The 23,769-nt window shown below is 56.5% G+C and carries 26 protein-coding genes; 15 read left to right on the top strand and 11 right to left on the bottom strand.

The features are described from left to right. Positions 1-22 precede the first annotated feature (22 nt). From Q0802_RS06345 to Q0802_RS06295, 11 genes are all read left to right on the top strand, one after another. Positions 23-463 (top strand): TerB family tellurite resistance protein, encoded by a 441-nt coding sequence (locus Q0802_RS06345; protein WP_298915186.1) that lies wholly within the window; start codon positions 23-25, stop codon positions 461-463. Next, positions 460-1,200, top strand: coding sequence for a PhnD/SsuA/transferrin family substrate-binding protein (locus Q0802_RS06340; protein ID WP_298915183.1), 741 nt, complete (start codon positions 460-462; stop codon positions 1,198-1,200). Before Q0802_RS06345 ends, Q0802_RS06340 begins: the two co-directional genes overlap by 4 nt. A gap of 127 nt (positions 1,201-1,327) precedes the next feature. Then, complete coding sequence (locus Q0802_RS06335; protein ID WP_298915181.1) at positions 1,328-2,104, top strand: amino acid ABC transporter ATP-binding protein; 777 nt, start codon at positions 1,328-1,330, stop codon at positions 2,102-2,104. 35 nt (positions 2,105-2,139) lie between these two features. Continuing rightward, positions 2,140-2,868, top strand: coding sequence for a transporter substrate-binding domain-containing protein (locus Q0802_RS06330; RefSeq protein WP_298915178.1), 729 nt, complete (start codon positions 2,140-2,142; stop codon positions 2,866-2,868). A 52-nt stretch (positions 2,869-2,920) separates the two neighbouring features. Next, positions 2,921-3,805 (top strand): ABC transporter permease subunit, encoded by an 885-nt coding sequence (locus Q0802_RS06325; RefSeq protein ID WP_298915291.1) that lies wholly within the window; start codon positions 2,921-2,923, stop codon positions 3,803-3,805. Beyond that, on the top strand, positions 3,802-4,608 hold the full coding sequence (locus Q0802_RS06320) for an ABC transporter permease subunit (RefSeq protein WP_298915175.1): 807 nt from the start codon (positions 3,802-3,804) through the stop codon (positions 4,606-4,608). The genes Q0802_RS06325 and Q0802_RS06320 overlap by 4 nt, the downstream gene beginning before the upstream one ends. An 86-nt stretch (positions 4,609-4,694) precedes the next feature. Then, on the top strand, positions 4,695-6,029 hold the full coding sequence (locus Q0802_RS06315; protein ID WP_298915171.1) for a glutamine synthetase family protein: 1,335 nt from the start codon (positions 4,695-4,697) through the stop codon (positions 6,027-6,029). A 2-nt stretch (positions 6,030-6,031) separates the two neighbouring features. Further along, on the top strand, positions 6,032-6,709 hold the full coding sequence (locus Q0802_RS06310) for a type 1 glutamine amidotransferase (RefSeq protein ID WP_298915168.1): 678 nt from the start codon (positions 6,032-6,034) through the stop codon (positions 6,707-6,709). Continuing rightward, positions 6,709-8,067 carry a glutamine synthetase family protein gene (locus Q0802_RS06305; RefSeq protein ID WP_298915165.1) on the top strand — a complete coding sequence of 453 codons (1,359 nt, stop codon included), beginning with the start codon at positions 6,709-6,711 and terminating at the stop codon, positions 8,065-8,067. Before Q0802_RS06310 ends, Q0802_RS06305 begins: the two co-directional genes overlap by 1 nt. 42 nt (positions 8,068-8,109) lie before the next feature. After that, positions 8,110-9,414 (top strand): FAD-binding oxidoreductase, encoded by a 1,305-nt coding sequence (locus tag Q0802_RS06300; RefSeq protein WP_298915288.1) that lies wholly within the window; start codon positions 8,110-8,112, stop codon positions 9,412-9,414. Between the two features lie 84 nt (positions 9,415-9,498). After that, positions 9,499-10,689 carry an aminotransferase class I/II-fold pyridoxal phosphate-dependent enzyme gene (locus Q0802_RS06295; protein WP_298915163.1) on the top strand — a complete coding sequence of 397 codons (1,191 nt, stop codon included), beginning with the start codon at positions 9,499-9,501 and terminating at the stop codon, positions 10,687-10,689. A 3-nt stretch (positions 10,690-10,692) separates the two neighbouring features. Here the strand turns inward: Q0802_RS06295 and phaR are convergent, their stop codons facing one another. The 3 genes from phaR to phaC all read right to left on the bottom strand — a co-directional run bounded on the left by phaR (position 10,693) and on the right by phaC (position 13,782). Then, positions 10,693-11,256, bottom strand: a complete 564-nt coding sequence (phaR, locus tag Q0802_RS06290; RefSeq protein ID WP_298915161.1) for a polyhydroxyalkanoate synthesis repressor PhaR — start codon at positions 11,254-11,256, stop codon at positions 10,693-10,695. A 134-nt stretch (positions 11,257-11,390) separates the two neighbouring features. Next, the gene (locus Q0802_RS06285; RefSeq protein WP_219506643.1) at positions 11,391-11,837 is read right to left on the bottom strand and encodes a phasin family protein; all 447 of its coding nucleotides are present in this window, start codon (positions 11,835-11,837) and stop codon (positions 11,391-11,393) included. A gap of 139 nt (positions 11,838-11,976) precedes the next feature. After that, a complete protein-coding gene (gene phaC / locus Q0802_RS06280) occupies positions 11,977-13,782 on the bottom strand; it encodes a class I poly(R)-hydroxyalkanoic acid synthase (protein ID WP_298915151.1) in 1,806 nt (601 codons plus the stop codon). 107 nt (positions 13,783-13,889) lie between these two features. Here phaC and phaZ point away from each other — a divergent pair, with 107 nt between their 5' ends. Next, positions 13,890-15,170: a polyhydroxyalkanoate depolymerase gene (gene phaZ, locus Q0802_RS06275; RefSeq protein WP_298915148.1), complete on the top strand. Its 1,281-nt coding sequence runs from the start codon at positions 13,890-13,892 to the stop codon at positions 15,168-15,170. A 5-nt stretch (positions 15,171-15,175) separates the two neighbouring features. On the opposite strand, the gene Q0802_RS06270 is transcribed toward phaZ, so the two are convergent. From Q0802_RS06270 to Q0802_RS06240, 7 genes are all read right to left on the bottom strand, one after another. After that, complete coding sequence (locus tag Q0802_RS06270) at positions 15,176-15,886, bottom strand: alpha/beta fold hydrolase (RefSeq protein WP_298915145.1); 711 nt, start codon at positions 15,884-15,886, stop codon at positions 15,176-15,178. Between the two features lie 125 nt (positions 15,887-16,011). Then, complete coding sequence (locus Q0802_RS06265; RefSeq protein WP_298915143.1) at positions 16,012-16,821, bottom strand: transporter substrate-binding domain-containing protein; 810 nt, start codon at positions 16,819-16,821, stop codon at positions 16,012-16,014. A 2-nt stretch (positions 16,822-16,823) separates the two neighbouring features. Further along, positions 16,824-17,291, bottom strand: coding sequence for a transporter substrate-binding domain-containing protein (locus Q0802_RS06260; RefSeq protein ID WP_298915285.1), 468 nt, complete (start codon positions 17,289-17,291; stop codon positions 16,824-16,826). A 185-nt stretch (positions 17,292-17,476) separates the two neighbouring features. Beyond that, a complete protein-coding gene (locus Q0802_RS06255) occupies positions 17,477-17,914 on the bottom strand; it encodes a hypothetical protein (protein WP_298915140.1) in 438 nt (145 codons plus the stop codon). 120 nt (positions 17,915-18,034) lie between these two features. After that, a complete protein-coding gene (locus Q0802_RS06250; RefSeq protein WP_298915138.1) occupies positions 18,035-18,673 on the bottom strand; it encodes a hypothetical protein in 639 nt (212 codons plus the stop codon). Then, positions 18,673-19,107 carry a VOC family protein gene (locus Q0802_RS06245; protein WP_298915134.1) on the bottom strand — a complete coding sequence of 145 codons (435 nt, stop codon included), beginning with the start codon at positions 19,105-19,107 and terminating at the stop codon, positions 18,673-18,675. Before Q0802_RS06245 ends, Q0802_RS06250 begins: the two co-directional genes overlap by 1 nt. A 9-nt stretch (positions 19,108-19,116) precedes the next feature. Further along, entirely contained in the window at positions 19,117-19,869 is a 753-nt protein-coding gene (locus tag Q0802_RS06240) for an alpha/beta hydrolase (RefSeq protein WP_298915133.1), read from the bottom strand. A 120-nt stretch (positions 19,870-19,989) separates the two neighbouring features. Here Q0802_RS06240 and Q0802_RS06235 point away from each other — a divergent pair, with 120 nt between their 5' ends. Beyond that, complete coding sequence (locus Q0802_RS06235; protein WP_298915131.1) at positions 19,990-20,748, top strand: helix-turn-helix domain-containing protein; 759 nt, start codon at positions 19,990-19,992, stop codon at positions 20,746-20,748. Between the two features lie 77 nt (positions 20,749-20,825). On the opposite strand, the gene Q0802_RS06230 is transcribed toward Q0802_RS06235, so the two are convergent. Further along, a complete protein-coding gene (locus Q0802_RS06230) occupies positions 20,826-21,071 on the bottom strand; it encodes a hypothetical protein (protein WP_298915128.1) in 246 nt (81 codons plus the stop codon). A gap of 190 nt (positions 21,072-21,261) precedes the next feature. On the opposite strand from Q0802_RS06230, the gene thrS reads away from it, so the two are divergent. Beyond that, positions 21,262-23,220 (top strand): threonine--tRNA ligase, encoded by a 1,959-nt coding sequence (gene thrS, locus Q0802_RS06225; RefSeq protein WP_298915126.1) that lies wholly within the window; start codon positions 21,262-21,264, stop codon positions 23,218-23,220. Between the two features lie 205 nt (positions 23,221-23,425). Further along, a complete protein-coding gene (locus Q0802_RS06220; protein WP_298915124.1) occupies positions 23,426-23,728 on the top strand; it encodes a DUF2282 domain-containing protein in 303 nt (100 codons plus the stop codon). Positions 23,729-23,769: the final 41 nt, after the last annotated feature.

Below are 23,769 nucleotides of genomic sequence, written 5' to 3'. Positions count from 1 at the left end.
CAAATCCAACTATATCGCCGTCATGTTTGCAGATTTTCTAAGACGCTTGACCCAGCCGGACCCTACCGAGCTTCCCGATGAGGATGCCCGCCTTGCCCTCACTGCATTGTTGGTGCGCATTGCGCGCTCCGATAACGATTACAGCCTGCGTGAAAAGGAGCGTATCGACCTGATCAACGCACATCGCTATGGTCTCGGGCCAGGAGCGACCAGCGCTTTGCGCGCAGAGGCCGAAGCCCTGGAAGCGGAAGCCCCTGACACGGTGCGCTTCACCCGCGCGATCAAGGAAGCGGTGCCCTATGAAGACCGTCGTGCGGTTGTGCAGGCGCTTTGGCAGGTTGTTTTGGCCGATGGCACGCGTGCGCAGGAAGAAGACGCACTGGTGCGTATGGTGACCAACTTTCTTGGCGTCAGTGATCGCGATTCCGCCCTCGCAAGGCAGGCCATCGACGGCACTTCATGACGGCCAGCCTGCCGATGTACGACACGCCCACAACTCGGGCGGCAAACGACAGGTTCTGGGCGTTGATCAGAGAAACGCTTGGTGAAGGCCCCGAGGCACTCGACCGCGTCTCAGATCCGCATGACACTTGGGAAAACCCAAATCTCATCCTGTCACAAACTTGCGGCCTCCCCTTCCGAAGCGTCTTGCATGACAAGGTGTCGCTGGTCGGCACGCCCGACTACGGTGTTCGCGGGTGCCCGCCTGGATATTACAAATCATATGTCGTGATCCGCGCGAACGACCCGCGCCGCACCCTGCAAGATTTCGCTGGCACCACCCTGGCACGCAACGACGTACGCTCCCAGTCAGGATGGGCCGCCATCGAAGGGCATCTTGCAGAACAGGGCATCGGTTTCAGCTTTGCCGATAATGTGCTGGATACCGGCGGCCATTTTCTTTCTGCCCAAGCGGTCGCTGATGGGCGCGCCGATATTGCCGCACTGGATGCTGTAACCTGGTCGCTGATCAAACGCGAACATCCTTTGCCCCGGCGGTTGCGTGTCCTTCTGTCCACCCGCCCGACGCCGGGCCTCCCGTATATCACGTCGCTGCGAAGGGACGCAGATCACCTCTTCCCGATCATCAAAGCAGCGATTGACGCTCTTTCAGCGCGGGACAGAGCCAGGTTGCTTCTCAAAGGGATCGTCCGGATTCCTGCCTCTGAATACCTCGCGGAACCGTTGCCGCCTGCATAAATTCAACCCGAGGGCGTCAGATTCCGCGCTCTTTCCGAAAGGAATTGGTCTTTTGCAGCATTCCGCGTTGCAAAACGTACAAAATTGACCCCTTATACCGCCTTGAATCAACAAAGAGATACGCGCCTTGAGCACTCAACCACCGGTTATCGAGATCAAAAACCTGCACAAGGCTTACGGCCAGTTGGAAGTGCTAAAGGGTGTCAGCGTTACCGCGCCAAAAGGCCACGTGATTTCGCTTATCGGATCTTCAGGCTCCGGTAAATCCACATTGCTGCGGTGTTGCAATCTCCTTGAGGATAGCCAACAGGGCGAAATCCTTTTCAAAGGGGAACCGGTTGCTTGGCACGGCGACGGTCATAACCGGCGGCCAGCCGACGCGGAGCAGGTCCTGCGCATCAGGACCAACCTCTCGATGGTCTTTCAGCAATTCAATCTTTGGGCGCATATGTCCATTCTGCAAAACGTGATGGAAGCCCCCCTCACCGTTCTGAAACGTGACCGCGCGGATGTCGAGAAAGCTGCGCGTGGCTATCTGGATAAAGTTGGTATCGGCGACAAATGTGACGTTTACCCCGCCCAATTGTCCGGCGGACAACAACAACGTGCCGCCATCGCCCGCGGTCTGTGCATGGAACCCGAGGCGCTTTTGTTCGACGAGCCCACCTCGGCGCTGGACCCGGAACTGGAGCAGGAAGTTATCAAGGTCATCAAAGACCTGGCGAGTGAGGGTCGCACCATGATCATCGTGACGCACGATATGAAGCTGGCCGCTGATGTGTCCGACCACGTGGTCTTTCTGCATCAAGGCCTGATCGAAGAACAGGGCTCACCCGAGACGCTTTTCGGCGCGCCCAAATCAGAACGATTGCGGGGGTTCCTCTCGGCAACCCATGCAGCGTAAACCCAAAAATCAAAAACCAAATGGGAGTATCAAAAATGAAATCCATTATCCTGACCACAGCGGCCTTTGCGCTGACGGCTGGTATGGCGATGGCCGACGGTCACGCCAAAACGATCCGCATGGGCACGGAGGGCGCCTACCCTCCCTATAACTTCATCAACGATGCCGGCGAGGTTGACGGCTTTGAGCGTGAATTGGGCGACGAGCTGTGCAAACGCGCGGAACTGACCTGCGAGTGGGTCACCAACGAGTGGGACAGCATCATCCCCAATCTCGTCTCCGGCAACTACGACGTGATCATCGCGGGCATGTCCGTGACCGATGAGCGCGACGAAGTCATTGATTTCTCAGAGCAATACACTCTGCCGGATCCTTCCGGATATTTGGCGACCTCTGCTGACGCCGATGTAGACAACGGTGTCATCGCGGCGCAGGCCAATACAATTCAGGCCAGCCATATTGCAGCGTCTTCGGCAACGCTTGTGGAATTCGCGACACCCGAAGAAACGGTCGCAGCGGTCAAGAACGGCGAAGCGGACGCGGTGCTTGCCGATAAATCCTTCCTTCTGGAAATCGCAAACGCGGACGCCGATCTGATGATGCTTGAGAAAGACGTCATGATTGGCGGCGGCATCGGCTTGGGTATTCGTGAAAGCGACACGGAGCTGAAAGAGAAATTCAACGCCGCAATCATTTCCATGAAAGAAGATGGATCGCTAAACGAATTGATCGGCAAATGGTTGCCGGAACTCGCACAGTTCTGATGTGATCGTAGGGGCGGCGCATTGCCGCCCCCGTTAGCCCAACGAGGCCATTATCTTTAGTTTTTGTACAGACCCAAGCGTCCTGACAGATTGGCGGTGGACAGCGTGTTACCTGACCACGGGCAAGCACATGGCGATCTATACGTCCGTCTTCACAGTGCTGCTGTTGCTTGCCATTACCGCGCCCGTCGCCCTGCTTTTTGGATTTGGTGGTGCCTCCGCTGCCCGATCTCACGTGGCACCGCTGCGCTGGTTTGGCAAAACTTACATTGCCATTGTGCGCGGTGTCCCTGACATCGCCTTCTTTTTGTTTTTTGTCATCGCGCTGGATCAGGCCATTGAATATCTGCGGCACAAAGCGCTTTGCCCGGACTGGTCCGAACCGATCCGGCAGGGCAATGATTTCGTCGTTTGTCAGGCAGCCAAGATGCCGCTGGGCAATGCCCCGCAATGGGTGCATGAGACCTACGGATTTTCGCTGGCCGTCCTGACCTTTGCCATCGTTTTTGGCGCTTTTGCGGCCAACGTGCTGTTCGGGGCGATGCGGGCCGTCCCGCGCGCGCAACTGGAGACGGCGGAAGCCTATGGGATGACACAGCGCCAGGCTTTCTGGCGTGTACTGGTGCCCCAGATGTGGGTCTATGCCCAGCCCGGGCTGTCCAATCTCTGGATGGTTTTGATCAAAGCCACACCTTTGCTATTTCTTTTGGGTGTCGAAGACATCGTCTACTGGGCGCGTGAGCTTGGCGGCACCAAAACACCCCGCTTCACCGACTATCCGCATGGCGACTGGCGCATGTGGTATTTTCTGGCGCTCCTCGTCTTTTATCTGATCTTCACCCGCATCTCGGAAGTGGCTCTGGAAAAACTGATGGCACGGCTCACGCGAGGACAAGCGACCGCCGGTGGTGAAGCCCAGCGAAAGGCCGCTGCATGAGTTGCTGGCAAACCATTCAGGATTATGGACTGCGCTCCATCGGATATGGTGAGCGCCTACTCCCGCGCGAAGATTTCACCCTGTGTCAGCAATTCACCCTGATCGGATCAGGGATGATCTGGAACATCTACTTCGGTGTTCTGGCGCTGTGTCTGGGCTTTTTCTTCGCAACCGCACTTGCGATGGGCAAGGCATCAAAACGCGCACTTTTCCGAAAACCCGCGCAATGGTTCATCTTTATCTTCCGCGGCTCGCCGCTCTTTATCCAGTTTTTCTTTGGTTACTTCCTGTTTTTGAACCTGAAATCGGTCTATCCGATTTTTGACCCTTTCACCGCCGCCTGGCTGGGCGCGCTGATCGTTCTGTTTTTGAACACCGCAGCCTATTCCGCTGAAATCTTCTACGGTGCGCTCTTGTCGATCCCCAAAGGTGACACCGAAGCCGCAGATGCTTACGGCATGTCCGGCTGGTCGCGTTTCAAACGGGTGATCTGGCCAACCATGCTGCGGCTCGCCTGGCCTGCCTACACCAACGAGGCCATTTTCCTGTTTCACGCCACGGCACTGGTCTTTTTCTCCGGGTTTCCCGCCTGGCAACAACGCGGTGACGCGCTCTATTACGCGAATTATTTTGCCGACAAGACGTTCAACCCCTTCGTGCCCTATCCGATCCTTGCGGGCTATTTCATCTTGCTGACCCTCGTGGTGGTGGGCCTCTTCGGCCTGATCAACACACGGCTCAACCGCCATCTGCCGCAAAACATGCGGCGCAAATTGAGGTTGCGCCCGAACCTGATCCGGTAGTATCCATAATTTGATCAAATTATCCGTGGCGCTGGCCATGGGTCAGGCACACGCGCCTTTTTGCCAGCCCACCTGCTTGGTGAACTATGAAGAACTGGCTCCGCAAGAACCCTCAGGTCCGCACCATTCGTGTGGCCGCATCCGATCTGAATGGACAGGCACGCGGCAAGCGTATCCCGTCGCGATTTGCGGATAAGGCCGTCGAAGACGGGACGCGCTTTCCCATGTCGGTGCTCAATCTGGACATCTGGGGCGAAGACATCGACGACAGCCCACTGGTGTTTGAAAGCGGCGACAGGGACGGCGTGCTCAAACCCACGGAACGCGGCTTTATGCCGATGCCCTGGCTTGATGCACCCACAGCGTTGTTGCCGATCTGGATGTTTCACGAAGACGGTCGCCCCTATGAGGGTGATCCGCGCCATGCCCTGCGCGCTGTATTGGAGCGGTACAAGGCGCGCGGGCTGACCCCTGTTTGTGCGTTCGAGCTTGAGTTTTTCCTGATCGACGATTCCGGGCGCAATCTGCAGGTCCCCCCCTCGCCCCGTTCCGGAAAACGCCGCGTCGCCGGTGAAATTCTGTCGCTGCGCGCGTTGGATCAATTCGACACGTTTTTCACCGATCTCTATGACGCCTGCGAAGAAATGGACATTCCAGCGGACACGGCGATCTCCGAAGCGGGCCTTGGTCAGTTCGAGATCAACCTGATGCATTGCGATGATGCGCTGCGCGCCGCTGATGACGCCTGGCTCTTCAAAATGCTGGTCAAGGGCATGGCCCGCAAACATGGGTTTGCTGCGAGTTTCATGGCCAAACCCTATGAGGATTATTCCGGCTCCGGTCTGCACATGCATTTTTCGGTGATCGACGCGGAAGGCAACAACGTGTTCGATAACGGCGGCGCGGAAGGCACGGATATGCTGCGCCATGCGGTGGCAGGGTGTCTGAAGGCCATGCCCGGTTCCGCGCTGATTTTTGCCCCGCATGCCAACAGTTTTGACCGGATGGTGCCCGGCAGCCATGCACCCACCGGCGTAAGCTGGGCCTATGAAAATCGCACATCCGCGATCCGCATCCCGTCGGGAAGCCCCGCCGCGCGCCGGATCGAACACCGTGTGGCCGGGGGCGACGTGAACCCTTATCTGATGCTGGCGGCAGTTCTGGGGGCGGCCATCAACGGGATCGAGGATGCGCAGGAGCCGCCGGAACCGATCACCGGTAACGCCTATGCGGCGGATTTGCCGCAGATACCCGGTGACTGGACATCCGCCATCGACGCGTTTGAAGCCAGCCCCGAAATTGCACGGATTTTTCCGCGTGATCTGATCCGCAATCTTGTGCTGACCAAGCGGCAGGAGGTGCACTACATGCAGGAGCTCAGCCCGAGCGAACAGGTCATCATTTATCTGGACACGGTGTAGCCATGAAAATCGGCATTCTTATAACAGGCCATCCGCCCGATGAACTGATGCAGGGCGGTACCTATGACCAGTATTTTGAACGTCTGCTGCAAGGCCACGGTTTCACCTTTCAGGGCTGGCCCGTTGTGGACGGCATCTTCCCGGACAGTGTGACGGATGCGGATGGCTGGCTGATTACCGGCTCAAAACACGGCGCTTATGAAGATCACGACTGGATACCGCCGCTGGAGGATTTCATTCGCGAAGCCTACGACGCCAATCGCCCGATGATCGGCGTGTGTTTCGGCCATCAGATCATTGCGCAGGCCATGGGCGGGCGGGTTGAAAAGTTCTCGGGTGGATGGTCCGTGGGGCGCACGGAATACGAGATGGATGGCAAATCCGTCGCCATCAACGCCTGGCATCAGGATCAGGTTGTCGAAAAACCCGCAACCGCCCAGACGATTGCGCGCAGCGATTTTTGTCAACATGCAGGCCTGCTCTACGGGGATCGCATCTGGACGATCCAGCCGCATCCGGAATACGGCGCGGATTTTATCGACGGGCTGATCCGGACGCGCGGAAAAGGTCTGGTGCCGGACGCCCTTCTGGCCAGTGCCACGGACCTCTTGGCGCACCCAACGGATAGCGATCTGGTCGCCCGAAAGATGGCGGCATTTTTCAAGAAAGAGAGGGCCTGATGGCCGATTGGACGCAAAACCTGCCCGCTGCAGCACAGCTTTATCTTGAGGGGCGGCGGCTGGACGAAGTAGAATGCATCATCTCTGATCTGCCCGGCATCGCGCGTGGCAAGGCGGTGCCTGCCTCCAAATTCGCGCGGCAAGACTATTTCCATCTGCCAGACAGTATTTTCTACCAGACCATCACCGGAGATTGGGGCGAGGCCGCAGGCGAGGATGGCTTCATCGAAAAGGACATGATCCTCAAGCCGGATATGAGCACGGCCACGGCTGCGCCCTGGACCGGCGACTGGACATTGCAGGTCATCCATGACGCGTACGACCGCGCCGATGTGCCTGTGCCCTTCAGCCCGCGCAATGTGTTGAAGCGTGTGTGCCAGCTCTATCGCGACAAGGGGTGGGAACCTGTGGTGGCCCCGGAAATGGAGTTCTTTTTGGTCGCGCGTAACCTCGACCCGGCGCATGACATCAAACCCATGATGGGCCGGTCCGGACGCCCTGCCGCGGCGCGTCAGGCCTATTCGATGACGGCGGTGGATGAATTTGGTCCCGTGATCGACGACATCTATGATTTTGCCGAAGCCCAGGGGTTCGAGATTGACGGCATCACCCAGGAAGGCGGCGCTGGCCAGTTGGAGATCAACCTACGCCATGGCGATCCGGTCAGGCTTGCAGACGAGGTTTTTTATTTCAAACGGCTGATCCGCGAAGCCGCCCTGCGCCACGACTGTTTTGCCACTTTCATGGCCAAGCCCATTGCTGACGAGCCCGGCAGTGCCATGCACATTCACCATTCGGTGCTCGATACCGAGACCGGCGCGAACATCTTTTCCGACGAGGATGCCGGTGAAACGGACGCATTTCAGCATTTCATTGCCGGGCTGCAAAACCACATGCCCGCCGCCCTTGCCGTCATTGCGCCTTACGTGAACAGCTATCGTCGCTACGTCAAAGATCATGCGGCGCCCATCAACCTCGAATGGGGGCGTGACAATCGCACCACCGGCATTCGCATCCCACTTTCCGGCCCATCGGCCCGACGCGTCGAAAACCGGCTGGCGGGCATGGATTGCAACCCCTACCTCGGCATCGCGGCCAGTCTGGCCTGCGGCTATCTGGGGCTGACAAAAGGTGAAAACCCCGCCGCCGAATTTAAGGGCGACGCTTATGACGGTGACGGGGATATCCCGCGTGTTCTGGGCTCGGCTCTGGATCTTTTCGAGCAGGCAACCGATTTGCACGCGGTGCTCGGGCCCGAATTCGCCCGCGTCTATTCCATTGTGAAACGCGCGGAATATGATGAATTCCTGCAAGTCATATCGCCCTGGGAGCGTGAGCATCTGTTGCTGAATGTGTGATCCCGGACGCCGCAATAAGTGACCCCAAAAGGCCTCTTTGCAATGAACCTGCTCTTTGCCAATGACAAATCCGGGCACTATCCGCCCAGTTGGTATGCCGCCAGCACGCCGTCATTGCCGCCCTTTGACAGCCTGAAAGGCGAGATCACGGCAGATGTCTGCGTTGTCGGCGCGGGCTATACCGGGCTTTCGGCGGCTTTGCATCTGGCGCAGGCGGGTCGGCGTGTTGTGGTGTTGGAGGCGCACCGTGTCGGCTTCGGCGCCTCGGGGCGCAACGGCGGGCAGTTGGGCAGCGGGCAACGTGTCGATCAGCAAGGGCTTGAAACCATGGTCGGAAACGAACCTGCGCGCGCCCTGTGGGATCTCGGCGAAGATGCCAAAGCGCTTGTGAAATCGCTGATCGCGGAGCATGCAATCGACTGTCACCTGAAACCCGGCGTGGCCTGGACCGGTTCGACCAAGGCGGATGTGGCGCATCTGCACGACTATGCAGCCCATTTGCAGGATCACTACGGGTACGACCAGATAGAGACATTGACCGCCGATGCGTGCCACGCGCTGTGCCCCTCCCCCGATTACAAAGGCGGCCTGCTCGATATGGGTGCAGCACATCTGCATCCTTTGGCCTATGCCTTGGGCCTTGCGCGCGCGGCAAAATCCGCGGGCGTCCAGATATTTGAACGCTCCTGCGTACATCATCTGGATCACGGAACACCCGCCACATTGCGCACGGACGCAGGCCGGGTAGTGGCCGATCATGTGATCCTTGCCTGCAACGGCTATTTGTCTTCGCTGGCACCTTCCGTCTCCGCGCGCGTGATGCCCATCAACAATTTCATCGTGGCAACGGAGCCCTTGGGCACGCGCACCAGCGAGGTTCTGACGCGTGATGTTGCCGTGGCCGACAGCCGATTTGTCGTCAATTACTTCAGGCTCTCGCATGACAAACGTTTGCTCTTTGGCGGCGGTGAAAGTTATGGCTATCGTTTCCCGTCGGACATCGCATCGGTGGTCCGCAAGCCGATGGGGATCGTTTTCCCGCACCTGAAGGACGTCAAAATCGACTATGCTTGGGGTGGCACCCTCGGCATCACGATGAAACGCTTTCCCTATCTGGCGCGGATTGGCCCCAACGTTCTGTCCGCGTCAGGCTATTCAGGCCACGGCGTCGGCACCGCCACCCATGCCGGTCAGTTGATGGCCAGCGCCGTGATCGGCGAGACAGATGGCTTTGACACCATGGCCGCTATTCCCACACCCGCATTCCCCGGCGGTGGTGCTTTGCGCACGCCTCTGCTGGTGCTGGCCATGAGTTGGTACGCTCTCCGGGATCGGCTTGGTCTGTGAATTCTCGCTGTTACGAAAGATTCACTTGGATAGGCGCAGCCATTGATTTAGAATTTCCAAAACTCCCATTAAGGAAATTCAAATATGAACCTTCCGGACATGCACACTGCGGAACCCATTCCTGAATCCGCGCGCACAGAAATCGACCGCTTGCTGCAAACCGGTGATCTTTTTCGCTATACCGCCGCCTCAGATGCCCCGGTCTCGCTGCTCGAAGCGGAGTTCGCGCAAAGGATGGGCAGCAAATATGCTCTGGCGGTTTCGTCATGTTCCGCAGCTCTGTTTTTGTCGCTCAAAGCGCTTGATCTGCCAAGCGCGGCACGTGTCCTGATCCCGGGGTTCACTTTCGCTGCGGTGCCCTCCTCTGTTGTGCACGCAGATTGCGTGCCGGTTCTATGCGAAGTGAAGGACAACTACCGTATCGATCTGGACGATTTTTCGCAGAAACTGAAATCGGGGATTTCTGCTGTGATCATCAGCCATATGCGCGGGCACACGTCAGATATGGATGCGATCATGACCCTGTGCAATGCCGCCGATGTCCCCGTGATCGAAGACGCGGCCCATTCCCTCGGCACAATCTGGCGGGGCCGTATTATCGGCACGCTTGGAAAAATCGGGTGCTTTTCCTTTCAGTCCTACAAGATGATCAACGCAGGCGAAGGCGGCATTCTGATCACCGATGATGCGGATTTGGTCGCGCGTGCAATCATCATGTCGGGCGCCTATGAGCATAACTGGAAAAAGCACCCGGTCCTGTTAGAGGCTTTCGCGCGCCACCAAAACAAACTGCCTCTCTATAATCTGCGTCTGAATAACCTGTCCGCAGCACTTATTCGTCCGCAACTCGATGAGCTGCCGCGGCGTGTCCGGGATGGCAGGCGCAACCATGACTACGTGGCAGCCCGATTGAATCAGTCAAACTACATCGAGGTTCCAGACCCATTGGAGGGTGAAGAGCGCGCGCCGGACAGCATCCAGTTCAATCTTGTGGATATTGACGATACTGCGATTGCCAAATTCGTGGAAGCGGCGGACGCCGCTGGCGTTAAAGTTCAAGTCTTTGGGCAAAGCACCGATAATGCGCGGGCGTTCTGGAACTGGCAATTCATCGAAGATTTGCCGGAATTGCCGCAAACGCGTGCGATGCTGATGCGGGCCTGTGACGTGCGATTGCCCGTGCGCTTGAAATGGCACGAGCTTGATGCTGTCACCGATGTGCTTTTGTCGTCGATCGATCGTGCGGCAAAAATCCCGAAATCAGAAGTCGCGTAGACGCTATTTCAGCTTCGATAATTTGTCCTGCAGCTCGGCCAGCTGCTTTTTGATCGCATCAAGGTCTTCACCACTCTCGCCATCAGCCGCCGCACTCTCCTCTTCAGGTGCGCTCCAGCCAGCCGCATTGCCCAATCCACCGGTCATCGCTTTCATGAAGGCCTGCTGCTGCGCCTGCATCAGCTCGAACCCCGGCATCTTTGCCATGGGATTCATCGCATTCATCTTGTCCATCATCTGGGACTGGCCATCGCGCAGCATCTCAAAAGAAGCTTGCAGGAACTGTGGCACCACGCTGGCGCCCGGTGTCATGTAGCTGCGCACCAGGTCATTCAATACGTCCACCGGCAGAACATTTTCGCCACGGCTTTCGTGTTCCGCAATGATTTGAAGTAAGTACTGCCGTGTCAGATCATCACCGGATTTCAGATCGACAATCTGTACCTCCCGACCCTCGCGGATCAGGCTGGCGATGTCTTCCAGTGTCACGTAGTCGCTGGTTTCCGTGTTGTAGAGACGCCTGCTCGCATATCGCTTGATGAGCAATGGTTTGTCTTTGGTAGCCACACGAATTCTCCCTCATCCCGCGCTGCAGTGCAGCTTAGGACACAGTTTTCCAAAAAGAAAGGGCGGGCTTGAGGAAGCCCGCCCTTCTGGTTTGCGCTCATCAGGGAGGAATTGAGCGCGAAACTCAAATCGCCTTACTTGGCTGTTGCAGCTTTTTTGACAGCAGCAGTCGCTTCGGTTGTCGCTTTTTTGACAGCAGCAGTTGCGTCTTCGCTCATGTCTTTGCCAGCAGCCATCATCAGCTCAACTGTGTCCATTTGCGCTTTTTTCGCAACTTCTGCGAAAGCTGCCATGTGCTCAGCGGCTGTTTCGGAATATGCGGAAGCGAAATCGGTCATCGCTTTTGCATAGTCAACCGGCTCTTTTTTCGCTTTGGACATCTCGGCCAGTTTGGCCAGAGTTTCTTGTGTCCATTTGCTGGAGATCGCTGTGGATTTCTCAGCAGCTGTCAGCGCAACGCCGGACAGTTTTTCGTTCAGTGTCGCAGATGTTTTGAAAGCATCTTCAAAAGCAGCTGTGTCAACTGGGAATGCGCCCATGACGTCTTTGAATACGGCGGTCAGGTCAGGTGTCTTTGTCATCTCGAAAATCCTTTTGTCGCTTGCGGGAACATCCCGTCTTTCTGCGTCTGCAAAAGGATATAGATGCTGCAGCGCGGCATTTCAAGTGTTTTTTCTGCACTGCAGCATTATTTTTCTAGCGACTTAAAGCTGTTATTTTTCAAAGTGTTGCCTTCTTCGCAACATAGGTACCCGGTGCATCACAAAGCACTGGATGGCTCGAATCTCCCGGAATACGTGCGGGAATCATCTTGCCGGACCGCTTTTTCAACCATGTTTCCCACCGGGGCCACCAAGACCCTTCGGTGAAATCCGCATCCTCCAGCCAATCCGCATGATCCAGGCTCAGATCAGGATTGGTATAGTGTCCGTATTTGTTGCGCGTCGGTGGATTCACGATACCCGCGATATGTCCCGATTGCGTGACAATAAATGTCTTGTCCTTGGAGCCCATCTGCTGGACACCGCGATAGCTGTCTTTCCAAGCAGCTATGTGATCGGTCTCGCAGGCGATCGCACAAAGGGGAATTTCAATATCTGATAGCTTGAGCTTATGGCCCAGCAGTTCGAATCCCCCTCGCGCAAGCTCATCGCGCTGACAAAGACCGCGCAAATATTGCTTCGACATCTTGCCCGGAAGGTTGGCGCCGTCGCCATTCCAATAGAGCAGATCGAAAGCGGGTGGCGTCTCCCCCATCATGTAGCTTTTGATCGCGGGCCCATAGATCAGATCGTTTGACCGCAGGAACGAAAACGTCCGCGCCATGATCACCGAGGGCAGAACCCCCTTGTCATCAATTTCCGCTTCGATCCCGTCGATGAAATCGTTGGTCAGGAAGGGTGCGAATTCCCCCTGATCCGAAAAATCTGTCAGCGCCGTGAAAAGCGTCGCCGATTTCACAGATTTGTCGCCGCGCTGTTTCATGAGCGAAAGGGTAAGCGACAATGTCGTGCCGGCGATGCAATAACCAACCGCATTGACCTGCTTTTCGCCCGTGATCTGTTTGATCTCGTCGATGGCTCTCAAATAGCCGTCTTCGATGTAGTCCTCCATCCCAATATCCCGGTATGTCGGGTCCGGGTTCACCCAGGAGACCATGAAGACGGTGTACCCTTGATCTGCGAGCCATTTCACCAGACTGTTCTGCGCCTTGAGATCGAGAATGTAGTATTTGTTGATCCAGGGCGGAAAGATCACCAGGGGCGTCTTATGAACTTCTTCGGTGCTGGGCGCGTACTGGATAAGCTCCATCATGCGGTTGCGGAAAATCACCTTGCCGGGCGTCGTCGCGATGTTGCGACCTAACTCAAAGGCGGATTCGTCGGCCAGTTTCACGACCAACTCGCCCTTGTTGGCCTCCAGATCATTGATCAGGTTCTCCAACCCCTGAACAAGGCTTTGGCCTTCGGTCTCAATCGCTTTTTCCAATGCATCCGGGTTGGTCGCCAGGAAATTCGTCGGCGACATCATGTCAACGATCTGACGGGAGAAATAGGTCAGGCGGTTTTTTTCAGCCGGATCAAGTTCCGTCACATCATCGACGGCAGTCTGCAGCGCTTCCGCATTAATAAGATATTGCTTCTTGATATAGTTGAAATAGGGGTGCGTGTCCCAAAGAGGGTTGGCAAAGCGGCGATCCTTCGGGCCCGGGTCTTCAGGCGCGCTCAAATTACCCTTGGACAATTCCTGCTGCGCTTGCACAAACTGCTTCATCGTATCGGACCAATAGGACATCTGGTGCTCAAAAACCTTGGCCGGATTATTCACCACCTCCGTCCAATAGGCTTGCGCCGCGCGTCCGAACAACTCCTGATTCGGTCCATCCAGGGCCGCGTTATGTGTTTGACGATGGGTCAAAACCCGCTGCAAACGTGCCGACAGTTCCTCAACTTTTTTGAGATTTTCCGTCATTCTTTCCAGCGTCTCGCCGGAAGGGATCACGTCACCGTCAGAATGTGTTGTCATGTTAACCTTTCCCTCGTATGTTCGCAGTTGCAGCATAATGTCGTTAGCTTCAGGGGGCCGAGCGACTGCATGTACCGGTGCGCCCGGATTGTAACAAGGAGACCCCTATGCGCTATATGGCTACATACGACCTGATGGAGACTGTTCGCAACACGAACCAATGGCTCGGCGCGACAGCGCTCGCAATGGGAGCATATCCGGCTTTCTCCATGATTCCAAATCCCGGATTTGCGTGGATGCGCGCCTGGGGTGAAGTCACCGAGCGAACCTTTCAGCGCATGATTGTAAAGCCGGACTGGAATATTCCGGCTGTACCATCAAGCGACGGGCAAGATCACGTTGTCAGCACCGAAATCGTGATTGAACGGGATTTTGGTGATTTGCTGCATTTTGTCGTGCCGGGGCGAGAGGTGCCAAATCGGAAGGTCTTGCTGGTGGCGCCAATGTCCGGGCACTATGCGACCCTGCTGCGGTCGACCGTGATCAGCCTTTTGCCGGATGCTGACATCTATATCACGGATTGGCACAATGCCCGCGACATTCCAGTCAGCGCGGGTAAGTTCGATATCGAAGACTACACGCTTTACCTGGTTGATTTCATGCGCGAGCTGGGACCCGACACTCATGTGATCGCCGTGTGTCAGCCCGCGCCACTGACATTGGCCGCAACCGCTTATCTGGCTGAAGAAGATCCCAAAGCCCAGCCGCGCAGCCTGACACTGATCGGCGGTCCGATTGACCCCAACGCCACGCCAACCGATGTGACGGATTTTGGTCACCGGGTTACGATGGGTCAGCTGGAAGAACTGATGATCCAACGCGTGGGGTTCAAGTATCCAGGCGTCGGGCGTATGGTCTACCCGGGTCTGTTGCAACTATCCTCCTTCATTTCAATGAATGCGGAAACGCATGCCAAGGCCTTTACCGATCAAATCGGTCGCGTGGCACGTGGTGAGGCTGGCGATCACGACAAGCACAACAAGTTCTATGACGAATATCTTGCGGTGATGGATATGACCGCGGAATTTTATCTCAGCACAGTCGAGCGCATTTTCAAAAATGGCGAGATTGCCAAGAACGCGTTCTCGGTTGGCGGCAAGATGGTCGATATCGGCAAGATCACAACCGTCGCGGTCAAAACCGTCGAAGGCTCGAAAGACGATATTTCTGCCCCCGGTCAGTGCATTGCGGCTTTGGATCTCTGCACGGGGCTGCCAGACAACAAAAAAGCCAGCCACGTTGAAGTCGGGGCCGGGCACTACGGCATATTTGCTGGTAAGAGCTGGCGGCGCAATATCCGCCCTCTGGTGCTGGATTTCATCGACGCCAACAGCGGCAAGCCTTCTCGCAAGCCCAGAAAACCTGCAAATAAGAACGCAGCGGCGTAAGCCGGTTACCGCAAGACCAGCGGTAGCGCCATCCAGTCACGGATCGCCTTCGTGGTCTCCTGCGGTTGCTCAAGTGTCGGCAAATGCCCTGAATCCGCCAGAATACGCAATGTCGCGTATGGAATCAGTTCCGCCATGAATTCATGGCGTTTGACCGGGCAGAGAGCATCATGCGCGCCACAGAGGATAAGTGTCGGGATTTTACACTTGCGCAGCGTGCTTTGCTGATCCCGCCGTCTCTGCAACGCCCGCGATTGTCGAACGAAGACTTCCGGACCTAAAGTCTCTGCCATGTCCATAACCAGATCGAGAACGGCGGTCTGATGCGGCCCGGGTGCCAAGTAGTTCGGCTTCATCTCCTCACGCATGACATCTAACATGCGCCCGGTTCTGGCGGCCACGATCTGCGGTTCGCGAGCGGCCGCGATCTGCGGTGTTTCGGCAAGGGGGTTCGTATCCAGCAGGGCAATTCGCGATACACGGTCAGGCGCGCGCCGTAATATCTCCATGGCAACGATACCGCCCATGCTAAGCCCCGCAAGCGCAAAACGGGCGGGCAATTGGTCCAGCAGCCCCGACGCAATTTCCTCGATCCGCTCTCCTTGGGTGATCGGGGCAGTCATCACCGCCACGTCGGACGATAGTTCCGCAATCTGAGGGCCAAAAAGCCGGGCGTCACACATCATCCCGGGCAACAACACCAAAGGTTCAGGCATGGTTGCACCCAATTGTTCGTTGGCGGAGACCCATGCCTTGCTCGTTCCCAAATCGCGAATTTATCCGGAACATTACCCGCTATACGCGCAATCACAAGGTCTGTCGCACGCGCGTTCTGCACAGGTCAGCCTTTGAGGCGATCCCAATAGATCGTCAGGTGCCGCGAGATTATCTCCGCATAGGCGTCAGTTTGTTTGAGCTTGGCCAACCCGGCGTTGAACCGATAGAGCAACGTGGTTGCCCGCGAATGGGTTTTTGAAACGACGACGTGCCAAGATTGGGTGGAAAGCGGTCTCGGCAATGGCAGAACCATCTCAGTCAATTGGGCATCAAACAATTGCTGCACCCCCAGAAATTCGTTGACCGACACCAGATCAACTTCTCCCGCCACCAACATCTTGAAACAATCCATAGGCATTTCCGGCTGCACCAGCGTCACCACACCGCGGGTAAGCCATTCACGACCGGGACGGTCCAGATCATCGATGTAGAAACCCTTTGGGCGACACAAAGACCTGCCTTCTAAATCCGCGTCCGAGTTAAACTCGAAATCGTTATCCGCCCGCACAAAAACTAAATTTACCAGTTCCATGACAGGGTCGGAAAAGTGGAACGCGACGCACGGACCTCCTTTGTCACGAGATAGCTCACACAGCGGGCGCGGGACAGGATAACCCAGATCATGGGTCTTCTCCGTAACGGATCGAAATCCACTTGTCGGATCGCCCTGCCAATCGATATGGAACGGTTCAGGATCCGGGCCAACGGTCATCGCGGCGGTGACCAATTCGGTGAACATGCCCTTTTGAGGCCAGTCCGTATCCGCGAATGGAGGGCGACCCGACATCGTCAGGATTGTCACATCCGCCTCTACTGTCTTTACCGATCCAGCGACCAAAAGACCAATCGCGGCGGCTCTGAGGAGGCCTTTCATGGTCATAGCCCTGCCCAGACCTGCGCCAGATGGCGATCAACGATCTCCTGGTACTCCCCTGAACGGCGCAGGTGCTGCAACCCTTTGTTGAGAAAGCGAATAGTTTGCTTGGCTTGCGGGTTTTCATTTGACGCTACCGCATGCAGTGTCACGATGCCCAACGGTGCATTGGCGACAGCCGCAATCTCGTCTTTGAAGCTCCTGCGGCGCAGCACTTCGCGCCCCGTAAACTCATTCGCAACCACGAAATCCACCTCTGCCTTCATCAAAAGATCAAAGCAACCTGCAACCGAAGGTGCCTGTACCAATTCGATTTCTTTGTCACGCAACCAGTTTCTGCCACCCTGATCCAACATAAAGGTCATGCGCCCAGCCGGTCGACACACAAGCGCTTTGCGCGAGCTCGATAAATTGACGAGCGACACCGGGTCCGAGCGTCGCACAAACACTTGCATCAGAAGCTCAAACATCGGCTCTGAATACACCAGACCTTCGCAGTACTGGCCTCCTGATGAACCACGACAATCGGGCTTGGGCCAGGGAAACGACACATCCATCAGTTGCTTGCTAAGCAAGGGGTCCAGGTGAGATCCCCAGTCATTTATCCTGAATATTTCATAAGGCCACTCATCGAAGCCTGCGGAGATCGCCGCTGTCATGACCTCTGCGAGCATCCCCCGCCTGAGAGGGATTGATCAGAAAAAGGCTCCTGCCCGTCCCCGGTTACAACTCTCAGCGGCGATATCCCTCGGCGCGCTGGCCCTAGACCTGCTGGGCCAACCCGCGGCTGCTTTGCTTCGGGATCGGCACGCTCATGAAGGGCTGAGATTGCGGATGCTGGCGCAGGCCCGGCTTTGGGCAGACCATTGACGCACCGCAATCTCAATTCTGTTCCGATCAATATTCGGTCAGGGTCTTCGCCGATGACATCCAGATTGGCAGTGTGGATCAAGGTCCATTTGCCAGCGTCCTTGTAGGTCCGCAAAGCGATCGAAGACAAATTATCGCCGGGCGCGACAGGATAGCTGCCGCCGCAGGTTTCCGCAAAAACGCCGATCGGCCAAGCAAAGCAGCTGGCAAGCAAAAAAGACATCAGACCGCGCATCACTCATCCCCCAACGATGGTGCCGGAGGTCACCTTGCCGAAACCCAATCCGCGGTCAACGAATAATCAACATATTGCGGAAATCTATATAGAGGACCACAATATAATCTAGTATTGCGGGAAATTTACACCTCTGAATTGTGGAAAATCAGCGTAGCGTGCGCGGCGTTTTTCTTGCGATTCTCCAGGTGTCTCGCCCTTTCGCAGCAACATTCCTTTTGGTGCGATGTAGCTCGAAATCGTGCGTTGTGGCACCGGTCGCCAAACCAGATTGAAAGCGGCGAGTTTCGGGAAAAACCACATTTCGGAGTAAGGTAGATGATCGTGTACCCACCACGCGAGGTCGCGCCAGTCCCGTCCCTGTTCGTATTGATCCGTAAACCAGGGAACAGCAAGCGACGTTCCTGCAATCGCCTCCTCGCCATCGCCGCGGTCCCAGATATGGCATTCGATTGGGTTGTCATTCGCCGCGCAATTGAGCTTGTTAGCATTCCCGTATCCGTTCAGCTGGGGAGACCTGTATCCTGAGCGGATTGCCAGCCTGCCAAATGTCTCCTCCAACGGATCAAGTAACTGAACGCAGAGCTTTCGGCCGTTTTCAATGGCCAAATCAGGGTTGGGTGGCACGTTCGGGACGCCATGCATATTGCTGATTTCGGAATAGAGAAAATCACGCATGTAAAAATAGCGAGAAAGGCGTACCCGGCCCAGCGTCTCCATACTCCACATGGATCTGGGGCTGCGCATCAGGTCTCCTCGTAGCCAAGCCAACGAAATCCGCCATCCGCGCGGAGAGGCGAAAAAGGATTGTGGGCGATTTCCCAGATATGACCTTCGGGATCTGCGAAATACCCATGATGCCCACCCCAAAACACGTCCTGTGCGGGCTTCAGGATTCGCGCGCCGGCAGCCTCCGCCCTTGCCAGCAGCGGTGCGACCTCTTCCTTGAATCGCAGGTTCTGCGCAAAGCTGCAGGCCCCATATCCAAGGTCCGACAAAGGCAATCCGATTTCTTCGGCCAGTTTATCCAACGGGTAGAGCCCGAGGGTCTGGCCAATAAGATCATAGGCAATCACGCCATCCGGCGAGGGCGTTCGCTGCCAGCCCAGCGCATCGTAGAATTGAGACAACGCATCCATGTCTTTTGCGCCTAACGTAATGAGGCTGATCCGTTGTTCCATGCAGCACTCCTATGCCTTGATTGCCAATAAATCCCCAACAGCCTCTTCGATCAGAGCTAAACAGGGGCCGTCCGAAAACCGATGATCTGCATCCTTCACCAACATCAGACGCATGTCCGGGCAAGTTGCATGCTGCAACAGGCGCAGGGCAGTTTCCGTGCTGACTGCGGTATCCGCCGTGCCTTGCAGGCATCTGACGGGAAACGGCAAATCCAGATCTGACCGCAATACAAGCTGTTCCCGACCGTCTTCGATCATCCGGCTGGTGATGATATAGGGTTCCATGTAATCCGAGGGGATTTCCACCCGCCCTTCCCTGGTGAGTTGCTGCTTTTGCGCCTCCGAAAATGACGCCCAATAGCCGTCTTCTGTAAAATCGGGTGCGGCAGCGATGGTGACCATACCAGCGATCCGGTCAGGCATTCGTTTTGCGAGCAGCAATGCCTGCCATCCACCCATGGAGGAGCCCACGGGGAGTATAGGTCCTTCGGTCAGCGCGTCGATGATTGCAGCGGTGTCCTCCGCCCAATCGCCGATCGAGCCCTCCTCGAAGCGGTGAGACGACTGCCCGTGACCGGAATAGTCAAACCGTAAGAAAGCAAGGCCTTTGGCGCGCGCCCAAGCCTCCAGATGCAACGCCTTGGTGCCCTCCATGTCGGATTTGAGACCACCCAGAAAGATGATCCAGGGGGCCTTTCCCTCCGTCAGGTGATAGGCCAGCCGACGCCCGTCAGCAGTGTCGAGATATCGTGGTTCGGTCATTCGGCGTTTCCCTTTTGACAGATCATGCGCCCAAGAAGATGCCCCCCGCAATCCCTCGTATTGGGAAATTATCACGTTACCATATTGTCACGTGACAATATAATCACGTATAGATCGCTCATGGATTCGATTTTCAAAGCTCTTGCCGACCCGACCCGGCGCACGCTGCTCGACCGCCTGCGCGCGAAACCCGGGCAAAGCCTGCTTGATTTGCAGGGTCAGCTCGACATGACGCGTTTTGGGGTGATGAAACATCTGGGCGTTTTGGAAGACGCGAAGCTGATCGTGACCCACAAAAAAGGCCGGTTCAAATACCACTATCTCAACGCGCTTCCGCTACAGGAAGCCATAGATCGCTGGGTGGAGCCATTGCTCCAGCAACCAGCGGCGCGAGCGGTGCTTAATCTCAAATCTCAACTTGAAGGAACACCGAAGATGACCAAACCCGATTTCATGATGCAAACCTTTATTCACTGTACTCAGGATGCACTGTGGCATGCGCTGACGGACCCTGACGCCAATGCTGCCTACAATTTCGTCTCAGGCACATGTACGCGTGAAGGCAATGCGCTGATTTTCAGAATGCCCGACGAAAGCCTGATGTTGATCTGCACGGAAACCAAGCTGACACCCAAAACGCGGATAGAAAGCACGTTCGAGCCACATTGGGCAGGGCCGGATGTGCCCCTTGAAGCCTCGCGTTTTGTCTACATCATTGAACCACAAGGGGAAAACTGCCTGCTGACACTGGAGCACTATGATATTCCCGCAGGTCAGGAAGGCGTCGCGGACGGGTGGCATCGCACTCTGGCAGGTCTTAAAACCTGGCTGGAAACCGGACAGGCTGTCAAATTCTCACCGCAGCCAGAGGAAGCTTAGGCGCTGCCGGGCGGGTGTGTTGCTGTGCGGCGGCCTAAGAGGCCATCGCCGCAGGCGCTTTCACGTCAGTCAAAGCATCACCCGCCAACGTAGGGCGCGGCCCCCGGACGGTAGAAAATCTTTTGATTGTGCAGACGGCCCAACAATTCTTCGTTTTCGCGCTGATCCGCCTCGATCACATTGATGGATTGCAAATCTGCTGGGTTTTCATCGGAAAGAGCCCGGCGCATTTTGCACAATTCGCGACCACGGGCACGCAGCGCTTCCTCGATCAGGTCGACGTCATGGATACTTAGCTCGAAGGTCCGGTTATAGCTCGGCATTCTCTTCCCCCAATGGTTGTTGGCGACATGGCACATGTCGGATTTAACACATAAAATGTCGCGGTCAACGTATTCTTCGGTATACCGGCAGCAATGCCGGCTTGACTGCATTGGCCGCACCCGTCATTAGATCGCCAACAACCCGCAACCGGGCGTCTCGTAGGCGCCAAACCGACGAGGAGCGCCCAAGATGGCCCCAAAAGATAGTGTAATCTCTCTCACCTTTCCTGACGGCAACGCCCGCGAATTTAACGCTGGGGTAACCGCTGGCGATGTCGCAGCAAGCATCTCTACGTCCCTGCGCAAAAAGGCAATCAGCGCGACCGTCAATGGCGCACATTACGATCTGGCATGGCCGATCGACGCAGACGCCAGCATTGCCATTCATACCATGGCCGACGAAGAACAGGCCAACGAATTGGTCCGCCACGATCTGGCACACATCATGGCACGCGCGGTTCAGGAAATCTGGCCCGACACCAAGGTCACCATCGGTCCGGTGATCAAGGACGGCTGGTACTATGATTTTGACCGTGCAGAGCCTTTCACACCGGAAGACCTCGGCCTCATCGAGAAAAAGATGAAGGAAATCATCAACAAACGTGATTCCGTCCGTACCGAGGTCTGGGACCGGGACCGCGCGATCAAGCATTACGAGAACAACGGCGAGCCCTATAAGGTCGAGCTGATCGAGGCCATTCCAGGCGACGAACCCTTGCGCATGTACTGGCACGGGGAATGGCAGGATCTCTGCCGGGGTCCCCATTTGCAGCACACCGGGCAAGTCCCCGGGGATGCGTTCAAACTGATGTCCATTGCGGGCGCCTATTGGCGCGGGGACAGCGACCGCGCGATGCTGCAACGCATCTACGGCGTGGCCTTCACCGGCAAGGAAAAACTGCGCGCGCATCTCAACATGCTTGAAGAGGCCGCCAAGCGCGACCACCGCAAATTGGGCCGCGAGATGAACCTCTTTCACATGCAGGAAGAAGCACCCGGTCAAGTTTTCTGGCATGCAAATGGCTGGTCGATCTACACCACCTTGCAAGACTATATGCGCCGCAAGCAACGTGCCGCGGGTTATCAAGAGGTGAACACCCCGCAGGTCGTGGACCGTAAGCTTTGGGAGGCCTCCGGTCACTGGGACAAATATCAGGAGCATATGTTCATCGTCGAGGTGGATGAGGAACACGCCCGCGAAAAAGCGATCAACGCGCTGAAACCGATGAATTGCCCCTGCCATGTGCAGATTTTCAACCAGGGCCTGAAATCCTATCGCGACCTGCCCCTGCGCATGGCCGAGTTTGGCTCGTGCAACCGCTATGAACCCTCTGGCGCGCTGCACGGCATCATGCGGGTGCGCGGCTTTACCCAAGACGATGGTCATATCTTCTGCCGGGAAGACCAGATTGAGGCCGAGTGCGCGGCGTTCATCAATTATCTATCCTCGGTCTACAAAGACCTCGGGTTCGAGAGTTTCGAGATCATGTTCGCCACGCGCCCCGAAAAGCGTGTGGGCTCCGAGGAAAGCTGGGATCACGTCGAAGCGGCGCTGGAAAACGCCATCAAGGCGACCGGCCACCCCTACACGCTGGACGCCGGAGAAGGCGCGTTTTACGGACCCAAGCTCGATTTCAAGCTGACCGACGCCATCGGCCGAGAGTGGCAATGTGGTACCTTTCAGGTGGATCCAAACCTGCCCGAACGGCTGGGTGCCACCTTTATCGGTGAGGATGGCGCGAAACATCGCCCCTATATGCTGCACCGTGCCTGCCTGGGATCGTTTGAGCGCTTCATCGGTATCCTGATCGAGAATTCGGCGGGCAAACTGCCCTTCTGGCTGGCCCCGCGTCAGGTTGTTGTGGCCTCGATCATCTCGGATGCCGATGACTACGTGCATGAAGTGGTCGATGCTCTCCGCGCTGGCGGCGTTCGCGCCGAAGCCGACATCCGCAACGAAAAGATCAACTACAAGGTCCGCGAACACTCGGTAGGCAAGGTGCCGGTCATCCTCGCTGTGGGTGCGCGCGAAGTCGAAGAACGCTCAGTGACCGTTCGCCGACTTGGTGAGAAACAAACCAGCGTTCAGCCGTTGGATGCCATCACGAACACCCTCTCTATCGAGGCAACACCGCCTGACATGCTGTAACAATTCGCAAGGAGCCATGTGGCCAGGCATCGCCGAGGCATTGTTTTTGTTACAATTCCGAGGAAATATGGGCGATATCATTGCTGACGTGCATGCGTTCTTAACAGCTGTGTGACACACAGCCTCGTGAGTGGCATGTCAGATGTGCAAACCCTATTTTTGCTCTATATCTGACCGTAATGGTCTGTAACAAGGGAATGAAATCATGTCGAACACGATGAAAACCGTCGCGATCGCAGGAGCTGTCGCAGCCGCAATGGTATCGCAGGTGACAACCGCACAGGGCGCCGCCAAGGAAAAATGCTACGGAATCTCTTTGGCCGGTGCCAATGATTGCGCTGCCGGACCGGGAACGACCTGCGCAGGTACATCCGTCGTTGATTACCAAGGCAACGCCTGGACCTTGGTTGACGCGGGCACCTGCGCAGATATCGAACTGCCCAATATGGCGGACGGCACACCTCGTGAGGGGTCGTTGGAGGAACTCAGCCGCGACCTGCCAGCCTAAGACAACAAGCTGTCGGAAGCGGTAGCGATTGCACTGATTCC

The sequence above is a fragment of the uncultured Roseobacter sp. genome, from assembly GCF_947495275.1.
Taxonomy (GTDB): Bacteria; Pseudomonadota; Alphaproteobacteria; order Rhodobacterales; family Rhodobacteraceae; genus Roseobacter.
Note: the sequence above shows the minus strand (reverse complement) of the source record. Positions and strands in the feature narration are given on the sequence as shown.